Source organism: Paenarthrobacter aurescens, from assembly GCF_041549525.1.
Lineage (GTDB): Bacteria > Actinomycetota > Actinomycetes > Actinomycetales > Micrococcaceae > Arthrobacter > Arthrobacter aurescens.
In genome coordinates this window covers 1,792,363-1,804,040 of the sequence record NZ_CP157456.1, presented here as the reverse complement: position 1 = coordinate 1,804,040, position 11,678 = coordinate 1,792,363, and the positions used below count along the sequence as shown (strand labels likewise).

Sequence of the window (11,678 nt, the reverse complement as noted above, 5' to 3'; positions counted from 1 at the left end):
TTCTACGTCACGTAGAAAACTTCTCTTCTACACAGTGTAGAACAAATGGCGACCGCCGGGACCCATTCTTCAAGTGGCGTAACCCACGCGCAAGGGGTCAGTACCCCGGCCGCCACGCCGGTCGTTCTACCTCACGTAGAATGAAGGTCGGAAAAGCGGTAGATTTATTGTGGAATGTTGGATCATCGCTTCCGACAGCAAACACGCTGTACCGGAAAGCGGAAGGTAGGGACGTATTGATGGCAAGTCTTGGGGAACTGGAACGGGCAGTGATGGATCTGCTCTGGGCAGGCCAGGAGGCTGCAACTGCCAACACACTGCGTGATCTCTTGGCGCAGGATTCCGAGGCCGGAGACGGCACCGCAGGGCATCAAGGCAAGGACCTGGCAGTAACCACGGTTCTCACCGTGCTCTCGCGCCTGGAAAAGAAGGGCCTGGTTGAACGCGAACGCGGAACGCGTCCGCACCGTTACCAGGCCGTCTCAAGCCGCGCTGACCACACCGCCGAGCTCATGCATGAAGTCTTGGGCTCCGCTCCGGACCGCGAGGCCGTCCTCGCCCGCTTCATTGGTTCCGTCACCGAAAGCGAAGCCGCTACCCTGCGCAAACTGCTCGGCTACAATTAGCCACTATGTTCTGGACCTCATACCTGCTTGCGGTCCTGGCATTGATTCTGGCATGGCCGGTACCCGTGTTGCTCTCACGTGCGCAGTGGCCGGCGCGATCCCCGTTCACTGCCATGGTCTTATGGCAGGCGATAGCCCTCGCCGGTGGCTTGTCCATGATCGGAGCAATGCTCGTCTATGGACTGGAGCCAATCGGGGACAACCTGATAGCAGGGCTCAAGAGCCTGGCCGGGATGGTCTTCAACAATGAACCCACAACAGCGCTTGGCTTTTGGCACCTTTTTGCTCTCTCTGCTGCAGCACTGCTGACCGCTCACCTGGTCTTCACCCTGCTGCTGACCTACTACAAAATTGAACGGCAACGCCGACGCCACCGCGAGCTGCTCGCCCTCCTGGCATCACCATCCCAGGACGGGCCCGGCACCGTGGTCATCAACCACGACTCCCCCGTGGCCTACTGCCTTCCCGGCGGCGCCCGGTCCGTAACCGTTCTCTCCGACGGCTTGATGGCAGCATTGGAGCCGGCCGAACTCAGGGCCGTGCTGATCCATGAGAACGCCCACCTGTCCCAACGCCACGATCTCCTCCTGTGGGCTTTCGCTGCATGGCGGCAGGCACTGCCTTGGTTCCCCACCACCAGGCTGGCCCAAACGGCCGTGAACTCACTGATCGAAATGCTCGCCGATGACGTCGCACTCCGCACGGAGAGCAAAGGAACCCTGATCAAGGCCATCGCCATTGTGGCCAGCGGGTCCTCACAACCGGCCCTGGGCGAGTTTGGCGGCGCGCAGGTTGGTGGCATTAACGGTAACGGTGCCGTGCAGGGCCTTGGCCGGGGGCAGGAGCTGGCCGGCGGCCAGGCACTCAGCGTTGGTGGCGCCGTCGTGGAGGGTGGTGCCGTCAGCGCTACCGGTGGTGCCGATTCACCGCGTACGACGGCGTCACGCGTCAGCCGCCTGCTCTCGCCCAAGCCGCCACTCACCAAGCCGGTACGAGTGCTGGTCCTCTTGGCCTCGGCCCTGCTGCTTGCAGTGCCCACCGCATTGTTGATCGTTCCCGGTCTGCTGGGCTGAAGTCACAGCAGGGCTGAAGTCACATGTGGGCTGGAGTCCCGGCTTACGGCAGCGTGGCGTCGTACACCAGTGATGCATAGCTTTCCAAGGCGTCAACGCAACGGGCCAGGTGTTCAGCAGCGTCGCCGGCCTGAGGCAGACGGAGGACGTCGCGCGTCTTCAACTCCCTGTACCAGCGCCTCAAGCGCTCCAGGCTCTGTTCCTCTTCCTCCAGTTCGGCGAAAGTGAACTTCTCCCGCGAGATTTCTTTGGCTATTTCCTGCTCAAACTTCCCGCAGTCTGCTGTGAATTCCTGCCACTCCTCCAACCGGGCTGCTTCATAGGCGCTGCGGAAGGCAGCCGGCCCGTGATCCCGCGGAGCGGCGTCCACCAGCGTCCAGGAACCGTCCCCTTTGGCCACTAACGCCTCCGCCCGCGCGAGGCCCTCGTCAAAGGCCGGATGTGCGGGGAGAAGCCACGTTCCCGGGGACAACGGAACCGCCCCGATCCGACGCAACTCCCTCCATACGGCCACTCTGTGCCGGGAAGGCTGCGCGGGAACCTGAACGAGAATAAGCAGCCAGCGTTCATCAATCACACTTATGAATGTAGCAGCTGTTACATTCATAAGTGTGAACCCGCCAGATGCACTTCCTCCCTCCATTTCAGCCAGCCGGCGTTGGCCCCTCTACGCCGCGGGCTTCACCACTGCCTTTGGCGCCCACGCTGTCGCGGCAGGTTTGGGGGCTGAAAGTGCAGACATCGGACTTAGTTTGCTGACTTTGGGAATCCTGCTTGCTCTGTACGACGTAGCGGAAGTGTTCCTCAAACCGGTTTTCGGCGCACTCAGTGATCGCATTGGACCCAAGCCAGTCATAGTGGGCGGGCTTTTGGCCTTCTCTGCCGCTTCTTTAATCGGCCTCGGGGCCGAGCAGCCCGCCATGCTGGCCGCTGCCCGCCTGGGACAGGGAATGGCCGCCTCAGCCTTCTCGCCGGCCTCGTCCGCAAGCGTGGCCAGGCTCGCAGGCGGCAAAACGGGGCACTACTTTGGACGATACGGCTCGTGGAAAGGGCTCGGTTACGCCATAGGTCCTTTGCTGGGAGCTGTGGCCATCATCGCCGGAGGCTTCAGTCTCCTCTTTGGCACACTATCGGTTCTGGGCCTGGTGGTGGCTGCGTGGGCCCTTGTAGCAGTGCCTCAACTGCAGCCGCTGCCGCGCCCGAGGTACACCATTGTGGACGTGTGGCGCCAGAGCACCGAGAGGTCGTTCCTTGGGCCGACGCTGGTACTGGCCGCCGCCACTGGAGCACTTGGTGCGGCCGTTGGTTTCCTCCCTGCCCTGGCGGCGCAGGAGGGACTGGGGACCGGCGGCAGCGTCGCTGTTGTCACGGTCCTTGCAGTGTCATCGGCACTGATACAGCCCCGCATCGGCCGTCTCCGGGATCATGGAAAAATCTCCGACAGACCAGGCATGGTCACTGGCCTGGCAGCCATATCGGCGGGCATCCTCATGGCAGGTCTTTTGCCGGGCGCTGCTTGGATCTACTGCGCCGCCGTGCTCATCGGTGTGGGAATCGGCATTTCGACACCCCTCGCTTTTGCCCACCTGGCCGACGCAACGCCAGCCGAACGCCTCGGCCGGACCATGGGATCAGCCGAACTGGGCCGTGAACTTGGCGACGCCGGTGGGCCACTGCTGGTGGGCGGTGTTGCAGTAGCCGCCGGGCTGCCCTGGGGACTAGGGGCGCTGGCTTTAGTGGTGGGCGCCGCAGCGTTTGCCGCCCCGTCCCGCGCAACGCCGGTCACTGACGATGCACGGGTTGGGCCCACCCGGAGCTAAGCGTCGATGCGCTCCCGGTCAAGGGTGGCAGCGCCTGCGATGATGAATTCCTTCCGGGGTGCAACGTCGGAGCCCATCAGGAGGTCGAAGACTTCCTCGGCACGCTGGGCACTTTCAATACCTACCTTCCGAAGCGTCCTGTGGCGCGGGTCCATGGTGGTCTCAGCCAACTGCTGAGCGTCCATCTCACCCAGACCCTTATACCGCTGGATGGGCTCCTTGTAGCGTTTGCCTTCCTTGGCCAGATTGGACAGCAGCACGTGAAGCTCGGCCTCCGAATAGGTGTAGATCATCTCATTGGCCTTTTGGCCCGGGTTGATAACCTCCACGCGATGCAGGGGCGGCACTGCCGCAAACACGCGGCCAGCCTCCACCATGGGCCGCATGTAACGGAAAAACAGCGTCAGCAGCAGGGTCCGGATGTGGGCGCCGTCAACGTCAGCGTCGGTCATCAGGATGACTTTTCCGTAGCGGGCAACGTCGAGGTCGAAGCTTCGGCCGGAACCGGCGCCAACAACCTGGATCAGCGCTGCGCACTCAGCGTTGGACAACATGTCCCCAACAGATGCCTTCTGGACGTTCAGGATCTTTCCCCGGATAGGCAATAGCGCCTGAAAATCCGAGGACCGCGCAAGCTTGGCCGTACCCAGGGCTGAGTCGCCCTCAACGATGAAGAGTTCGGATCGCGCCACGTCATCAGTACGGCAGTCCGCGAGCTTGGTGGGCATTGATGACGTTTCGAGGGCATTCTTACGGCGCTGGGTTTCCTTGTGGACGCGCGCGGAAATGCGCGACTTCATCTCAGCCACCATCTTCTCCAGAAGGAGGGCAGACTGGGCTTTGTCATTACGGTTGGCCGAATTCAGCCTTGCCGTTATTTCCTTTTCAACCACCTTGGCAACAATGGCCCTGACGGCCGAGGTCCCGAGGATCTCCTTGGTCTGGCCCTCGAATTGGGGCTCCGCGAGACGTACGGTCAGCACCGCTGTCAGCCCGGCGAGGATGTCGTCCTTCTCAATCTTGTCGTTGCCGGCTTTGAGCTTGCGTGCGTTCGTCTCTACGGCCTTACGGAACGTTTTCAGCAGGGCGGTTTCAAAGCCGGACTGGTGTGTGCCGCCCTTGGGTGTGGCGATGATGTTCACGAAGCTGCGCATTGTGGTTTCATAACCAATGCCCCAGCGCAGGGCGATGTCCACTTCGCAGTCACGTTCCACTTCGGCGATCTTGCTGTGCCCGTTCTCGTCCAGGACCGGAACGGTCTCCTTGAACTTTCCGGAACCATGAAGACGCCAAACGTCCGTTACTCCGGAATCAGCCGCAAGGTACTCAACAAACTCGGAGATGCCGCCGTCGTGGTGGAAGACCTCCTCATGGACACCGGACTCCCCCGGCGTACCGGCCAGCTTGCGTTCGTCCCGCACGGTGATCTTCAGTCCGGGCACCAGGAAGGAAGTTTGACGCGCCCTTGAGGCGAGGTCGTCGTAGGAGAACTTGGCATCCGGGGTAAAGATCTGGCGGTCAGCCCAGTAGCGCACGCGGGTTCCGGTGACACCCCGCTTTGCCTTGCCCACAACATCGAGCACCGACTTCTCGACGAACGGCTCAAAGGGAGCATTCGGGCTGGGCTTTGAGCCGGAATCGACGAAGCGACCCGGCTCTCCCCTGCGGAATGACATTTGGTAGGTTTTGCTGCCGCGATCCACCTGGACATCGAGGCGGCTGGACAGGGCGTTCACCACGGAGGCACCCACACCGTGCAAACCACCTGAGGCCGTATAGGAACCGCCGCCGAATTTGCCGCCGGCGTGGAGTTTGGTGAACACTACCTCGACGCCGGAGAGGCCGGTCTTGGGTTCGACGTCCACGGGAATACCGCGTCCATCGTCGTGGATTTCCACCGAGTTGTCCGCGTGCAGAATGACCTTGATGTCATGGCCGAAGCCGGCCAAAGCCTCATCCACGGCGTTGTCGATGATTTCCCAGAGGCAGTGCATGAGGCCTCGGGAGTCCGTGGAGCCGATGTACATGCCCGGGCGCTTCCGAACCGCTTCCAGGCCCTCAAGGACAGACAAATGCCGGGCGTTGTATTCAGAACTCGGTGCCACTCGCGGTGTGCTCCTTCAGGGTATATCTCGGGGTGCTTCCCAGCCGCGTTTGGCTGGTAATTCAAGGCAAACAATGCCCGTACAAGCCTAGCCGGGGAAGAGGGGAAGCGCCGTTTGCCACTCCCTGCACGAGCAGCCTAATGCGGTTACGTTACGTACATGTGATACGCGGACAGCGAAAGTGACCCATCCTTGCCATGGATCTGCATCGAATGCTGGTTATATGGATGTACAGAACTACTAAGGAGGCCGACATGACAACAGCAGTTGCAGACCGCACGCTGAACGCAGCTGATCGCTGTGACCGTTGCGGAGCCCAAGCGTACGTCCGCGTTGTACTCGAGTCCTCCGGGGGTGAGCTGCTCTTCTGTGGCCACCACGCCCGTGCAGTTGAAGCTACGCTCCGGCCCATGACTTCGGACTGGCACGATGAGACCGAGCGCCTCAACGAGAAGGCTGCCGTACCCGTCGACTAGGTAGTCCGCTAACCGGAAACCCTTTTTGATCAGATGACAAGGCTCCTCCCCTCCGGGAGGGGCCTTGTTGCGTTGCGCTGGGTACTGTTGCGTTGCGCTGGGTACTGTCGCGTTGCGCTGGGTGTCGCTGCTTTACAGGATTCGACAGCGGAGTATGTTCCGCCAAAAAAAGAAGTGGCCCGGCCGGATGTCCGGCCAGGCCACTTCAACTAACGGCGCTGCGTGTTGACTGCGTATTGAGTCCAGACTGCGTGTTTAGTCCAGGTAGTCCCGCAGGACCTGGGAGCGCGACGGGTGCCGCAGCTTGGACATGGTCTTGCTTTCGATCTGGCGGATACGTTCACGCGTAACACCGTAGACCTTGCCGATTTCGTCTAAAGTCTTCGGCTGACCATCGGTCAGGCCGAAGCGCATTGCCACAACTCCGGCCTCGCGCTCGGACAGTGTGTCCAGCACGGAGTGCAGCTGCTCCTGCAGGAGCGTGAAGCTGACGGCGTCGGCGGGAACAACAGCCTCGGAGTCCTCAATGAGGTCACCGAATTCCGAGTCACCGTCCTCACCCAGCGGGGTGTGCAGTGAAATTGGCTCTCGCCCGTACTTCTGGACCTCAACAACCTTCTCAGGGGTCATGTCCAGCTCGAGAGCCAGCTCTTCAGGTGTCGGTTCGCGGCCGAGGTCCTGAAGCATTTGCCGCTGTACGCGGGCCAGCTTGTTGATGACTTCAACCATGTGCACCGGGATACGGATGGTGCGCGCCTGGTCCGCCATGGCGCGGGTAATGGCCTGGCGGATCCACCACGTTGCATAGGTGGAGAACTTGAAGCCCTTGGTGTAGTCGAACTTCTCCACTGCACGGATGAGGCCAAGGTTGCCTTCCTGGATCAAGTCCAGGAAGAGCATGCCACGGCCGGTGTAGCGCTTGGCCAGGGAGACCACGAGGCGCAGGTTGGCCTCAAGCAGGTGGTTCTTGGCGCGTTTGCCATCATGGATGACGAATTCAAGCTCACGCTTGAGCTTGGGATCCATGGATCCGTCGTCAGCGTTGATCTTTTCCTCGGCAAAGAGGCCGGCCTCAATGCGAAGTGCAAGGTCAACTTCCTGCTCCGCGTTCAGCAGTGCTACCTTGCCGATCTGCTTGAGGTAGTCCTTGACGGGGTCGGCTGTAGCGCCGGCGGACATGACCTGCTGAACAGGTGCGTCGTCGTCGTCGGCATCCGAGTAAACGAATCCCGAGCCGGAGGGCGCAGCCTTGTCCTTAGTGGCCGCAGCGCCGTCCTCGACGTCGTCGTCTCCGACTTCGACTTCCTCGGCAGCTGCGGGATCAAAGTCTTCATCCTCGCCGCTGGAGTCCTCAGCGTCGGAGCCTGAGGTCTTGTTCGCGGCTTCAGCGGCGGCCTTCGCACCAGGCTTGGGTCCACGCTTCTTGGGTGCCGGCTTGTCAGAGTCGCCCTCTGAGGCCTTGTTGGCAGCACGTGTCGCTGCGCGCTTTGCCGATGTTGCCGCCTTCTTTTCCTCAGCGGACAGTTCGGCCTGGGCGGCGGGTTCCTTCTCGACGGAAGACGGGGTCACAGAAAACCTTTCTAGCGGCGGTCTGTGGAATCACCATACGGGCAACACCACTATGACCCTGTCAAGTCCGCGATCAATTTCAAATGCGATCGCCGTCTGCAGAGTCTCTATAGAGAACTCCCGACGACACTGTATTGTTCCCGGTGAAGGGGCCACTACAGGCATTCGAACGCGGACCCAACCGGGTCTCGGCATCCATTGTCTCACGGTTTTGCTAAACGCACGCCGGTTGAACGTCCAAACCCTCTACGCAACGGTGTCCTTGGGTCCGCGCCAAGCAGTGCTGGAACTTCGCGCCCAGGCGCAGATGGTCCCCTGCCCCAGAAGATCAAGGAGCAGCTCAGCGAGACGGTAGCCAGGCTGGGCTGCTTCTGCCCCGATGAGGCACGCATGGGCAATTGATCCGCGCCCCTTGCACCAGGCAATCCAGCCCTGCAAGGTCAAAGAGGCGGCCGGAACGATGCCGGATTCACCCTCGACGCACAGCCCGGCGAGAACTTTCTGCAGAGAATCAAGCATGCTCCAGCACGGCATATCCGGTTGCATTCCCAGCAGTACGTCGCCGTAGGTAAAGACGTCCCCCTCTGTATGTCCGTCAGGTACTGCCGTGGCAGCGGACAGGACCGGGAGTGGAATCCCAAGTTCTTGAGGGTCAAAGGGTGTGTCGCTGCACTCCTGGTCAACGAACAACCCGAACGCGGAAGCGCCGGTTTTCGCCGATTCCATGCCCGCTGCCGCCATGACAACCACAGCGTCCCGCCACGCAGGGATTTTGAGGGTTGCTCTGAGGAAACCCATGATGTGGACATCGGTCCCCGGCGCCGGGAGCTGGCCTGCTTCTGCCTTGATCAGCACGTGGTGCCACACAGCAAGGACAGCGGCCATGCAATGCGCGCTCCTCCACCTACCCAGGATCTGCTTGCCGTAGCGCGACTCCGCGGCGAGAACCCGTGGGTCCAGGACGCCCGGGGCGGCAGTCGCTGCTTTCCCTTGCGCCCGCTTGGGTGAGGGCCCTATTGAACTCCCCCTGTACACCAGTTCCGCGCTAAGCCTGCTGTTCTTGATACGTTCAACGGGCAATCCCGGCACCGGGCAACATTGAACGTCTGTGCAGTACGCGCTTCGCCAGTACTCAGAGCCAACCAGCCATGCATCCCGGACCGATAAGTCAACCTCATCCAGGCTCAGTTGCAGGGCCTCCAGCAACGGGATTGTCTGGCGGACAACGTTGCCGTCCTCCCATCCGGAGTCGGTGTAGACGGCGAGCACCACCCCGTTGGCGTCCTCATCGGCAATCAGGAAACTTCGGATCTGGTCGGCAAAGAACGCACGGGCCTCAAACGAACCGAGGTGCGGCAGGTCCACCCGCAACGTGGCTCCCAGAGTCTTCCCTTGCATGGTTATTGCCACAAGACTGTCTTCGGGCCAGTAACCCAACATGTGGGGAATATAGCCAAGAATATCTTCGGGCTGGTGAATGCTGAGCGTTCTGTTCGAGGTCATGGTTCCACCCTGCTCAACTCCAGCCTGCGGAGACAGAGGGCATCGTGCCTATGTGGAAAAGCGACAGCGGCAAGCGGCCCTATTCGTCGTCCGAGGACACAGGCCGCCCGGCGCGTCGTCGTTCAATCCGTTCCCGGCGCTGCCTGGCGAGGGCGACCAGCAGCGGCTGCACGTGGATCCCCTGGCTGGCCATCTGACGGCGCACCTTCCGGCGCGTTACAAGGATCAGTACAGTGCCAAGGCCCAGTAGAACGAACTGAACGCTGAGGGCAATACGGAACGGTGCCAGTCCGTAGAGTTCCCCGCCGGAGAAACCACTGGCGTAGAGGACATCGAGCACCAAACCTATGAGGTAGATCGCCACGAGCGCCGCTATGAAGCCGCCCACGTTGACAATGCCGGTGGCTGTGCCGATCCGGTGCGAAGGATTGAAGGTGCGGGCAAAGTCGAAGCCAATCATGGATCCAGGGCCGCCTACCGCCAGCACCACCACCAAAATCGCCAGGAGCCACAAAGGGGCGCGCTCAGGAAGCAGCAGTACAGCAGCCCAAGCCATAGCAGTTGCCAGCGCGATGAGCAGGACCATGGCCGATCTTCGCATGGGATGCTTGGATACAAAGCGGCCGAATCCCGGGCCGGCCACTATTGCGGTGGCCACGAACAGCGCCATGAGGCTGGAGACCGTTGCGGGATCGAGCCCCTGGGCTGATAACAGGAAGGGGTAGCCCCAGGTCATCGCAAACAGGTTCCCGCTGAACTGAACGGTGAAATGGCTCCACAAGCCCAACCGGGTTCCCGGTTGTTGCCATGCGCGGGAGAGCGAGATGCCCGTGGCCCGGAGGCCCTGGCCGGTTTCCCGCGGCGGGTGCCCCGGTGGGGCGTCCCGGAGTACTGCCAGGACCAGGACCACCGCCAGTACGGACATCGCTGCCAGAGTCAGGAAAGCGGGCGTCCACCCGGCCGCATGAAGAAGCAGTGCGAAGGGGACCACGCTGAATAGCTGGCCAAGCTGGCCACACATGCCCGTCAATTGCGTGACCAGCGGCACCTTGGCAGGAGCGAACCACAAGGGGACCAAACGGATCACTGAGATGAAGGTCATCGCATCTCCGGCCCCTACCAGGACCCGGCCCAGCACCCCGCCGGGGACACTGTCCGCAAAGGCCAGCTGCAACTGCCCCAAGCCCATGAGCACGGCACCGCCGGCAATCATGGCCCGCGAGCCGAATCTGTCCACCAGAAGGCCTACCGGGATCTGCAAACCTGCGTAGACCAGCAGTTGAAGGACCGTGAAAAAGGAGATGGCAGAGGCGCTGGCATGGAATCTGTCAGTGGCTTCCAATCCCGCCACACCGAACGATGTCCGCTGTGCCACCGCCACCAGGTAGGCAAATACGCCAATCGTCCAGATAAGCCAGGCGCGGGGAGCATTCACCCCCCAATTATGCCTGCCAACGATACAAAGCTGATTTATTGAGGCGAGTCTTTACGTGCCAGATACGCCTCTACCGCAGCGCCAATGTCTTCGGCGTTGGGCAGTTCATCGTTCTCATCGGCCAGCAGCGAGCGGCGGACGATGCCTTCGGATTTCTCGTCGTAGCGCGTTTCGAGGTTCGTCACCACAGCCTGTACTTCTTCGGAAGCTTCGATCTGCTCGGCAATTTGTCGGCCTACTTCGCGCCCCGCCTCACGCAGCCTGTCCGTTGGCAGCATGAGGGACGTAGCTGCCCCCAGGTATTCCAAACCGGCTACGGCCGCCGGAGGGTACTCCGCTTCAGCAAGGTAATGCGGGACATGAATGACGTATCCGGCCACGTTGCGCTCAGCCTCGGTAAGCCGCAGTTCAAGGATGTGCCCAATGGCGGCGGGGACCTCAACGGTAGGCTTCCAGCTCGAAATCCCCTCAATGAGCTCGGGCATGTTGCCGTGGACAGTTACGCCAACCGGCCTCGTATGCGGGACGGGCATGGGGATGGAGTGGATCCAGGTCACCAGGTTGACGTCCAGCTCTTCAACGATCCCAACCACTGCCCGCGAAAAACGCTCCCACTGGAGATCGGGCTCAAAGCCGGCAAGAAGCAGAAATGGCTGGCCGAGACCGTCGTTGAGCTTGTACAGCCCAAGCTTCGGCGCCTGGTAGTCCTGCACATGGTCTTCCACGAAGCTGATGTGGGGGCGCCGGGAGCGGTAGTCGATGAGCTGGTCGGCGTCGAACATGGCCACCACCTCAGCATCCAGTTCGTCCAGAAGTTCCGCGTTGATCTGCCGGACTACGTGACCGGCATCGGCAAAGCCCGTGAATCCCATGACCATGTTCAGCCCGCGAAGTTCGGGGCTGTGGAAGGTCTCGATGTTTCGCGCATACAGCGATTCGGGGTCCAGGAGAGAGCCGGATATCCGTTCAAACACGGCGTATTCCTTTCGCAATGACAAAGTTCGGGGCCCCTCGCATCAGTAAATGGATGACCGGCGAGGTGACACTGAGGCATCACACCACCGGGCACCA

General features: G+C 61.4%; 10 protein-coding genes. 4 read left to right on the top strand and 6 right to left on the bottom strand.

The genetic code is table 11. The annotated features are described in order from the left end of the window. Window positions 1-239: 239 nt before the first annotated feature. Window positions 240-626 (top strand): BlaI/MecI/CopY family transcriptional regulator, encoded by a 387-nt coding sequence (locus ABI796_RS08360; protein WP_011774471.1) that lies wholly within the window; start codon window positions 240-242, stop codon window positions 624-626. A 5-nt stretch (window positions 627-631) separates the two neighbouring features. Then, window positions 632-1,699, top strand: a complete 1,068-nt coding sequence (locus tag ABI796_RS08355; RefSeq protein WP_141281943.1) for a M56 family metallopeptidase — start codon at window positions 632-634, stop codon at window positions 1,697-1,699. A gap of 43 nt (window positions 1,700-1,742) precedes the next feature. On the opposite strand, the gene ABI796_RS08350 is transcribed toward ABI796_RS08355, so the two are convergent. Further along, window positions 1,743-2,276 carry a Chromate resistance protein ChrB gene (locus ABI796_RS08350; RefSeq protein WP_141281941.1) on the bottom strand — a complete coding sequence of 178 codons (534 nt, stop codon included), beginning with the start codon at window positions 2,274-2,276 and terminating at the stop codon, window positions 1,743-1,745. A 28-nt stretch (window positions 2,277-2,304) separates the two neighbouring features. Between ABI796_RS08350 and ABI796_RS08345 the strand changes: the two genes are divergently transcribed. Further along, window positions 2,305-3,519 (top strand): MFS transporter, encoded by a 1,215-nt coding sequence (locus ABI796_RS08345; RefSeq protein ID WP_373092956.1) that lies wholly within the window; start codon window positions 2,305-2,307, stop codon window positions 3,517-3,519. On the opposite strand, the gene ABI796_RS08340 is transcribed toward ABI796_RS08345, so the two are convergent. Beyond that, window positions 3,516-5,624, bottom strand: coding sequence for a type IIA DNA topoisomerase subunit B (locus tag ABI796_RS08340; RefSeq protein WP_141281938.1), 2,109 nt, complete (start codon window positions 5,622-5,624; stop codon window positions 3,516-3,518). The genes ABI796_RS08345 and ABI796_RS08340 overlap by 4 nt on opposite strands. 254 nt (window positions 5,625-5,878) lie before the next feature. Here ABI796_RS08340 and ABI796_RS08335 point away from each other — a divergent pair, with 254 nt between their 5' ends. Beyond that, entirely contained in the window at window positions 5,879-6,100 is a 222-nt protein-coding gene (locus ABI796_RS08335) for a hypothetical protein (protein ID WP_141281936.1), read from the top strand. Window positions 6,101-6,355: 255 nt separating this feature from the next. Here ABI796_RS08335 and ABI796_RS08330 read toward each other — a convergent pair whose 3' ends face one another. From ABI796_RS08330 to ABI796_RS08315, 4 genes are all read right to left on the bottom strand, one after another. Further along, complete coding sequence (locus ABI796_RS08330; protein ID WP_141281934.1) at window positions 6,356-7,669, bottom strand: RNA polymerase sigma factor; 1,314 nt, start codon at window positions 7,667-7,669, stop codon at window positions 6,356-6,358. 246 nt (window positions 7,670-7,915) lie between these two features. After that, on the bottom strand, window positions 7,916-9,172 hold the full coding sequence (locus ABI796_RS08325; RefSeq protein ID WP_141281932.1) for a DUF4192 domain-containing protein: 1,257 nt from the start codon (window positions 9,170-9,172) through the stop codon (window positions 7,916-7,918). 79 nt (window positions 9,173-9,251) lie between these two features. Next, window positions 9,252-10,607: a nitrate/nitrite transporter gene (locus ABI796_RS08320; protein ID WP_141281930.1), complete on the bottom strand. Its 1,356-nt coding sequence runs from the start codon at window positions 10,605-10,607 to the stop codon at window positions 9,252-9,254. A gap of 35 nt (window positions 10,608-10,642) precedes the next feature. Continuing rightward, on the bottom strand, window positions 10,643-11,581 hold the full coding sequence (locus ABI796_RS08315) for a proteasome assembly chaperone family protein (protein WP_141281928.1): 939 nt from the start codon (window positions 11,579-11,581) through the stop codon (window positions 10,643-10,645). Window positions 11,582-11,678: the final 97 nt, after the last annotated feature.

Bases quoted from the DNA above. Each gene is read 5' to 3' on its own strand.
- ABI796_RS08355 (WP_141281943.1), top strand. From the start codon at position 632: ATGTTCTGGACCTCATACCTGCTTGCGGTCCTGGCATTGATTCTGGCA.
- ABI796_RS08360 (WP_011774471.1), top strand. From the start codon at position 240: ATGGCAAGTCTTGGGGAACTGGAACGGGCAGTGATGGATCTGCTCTGG.
- ABI796_RS08325 (WP_141281932.1), bottom strand. From the start codon at position 9,172: ATGACCTCGAACAGAACGCTCAGCATTCACCAGCCCGAAGATATTCTT.
- ABI796_RS08335 (WP_141281936.1), top strand. From the start codon at position 5,879: ATGACAACAGCAGTTGCAGACCGCACGCTGAACGCAGCTGATCGCTGT.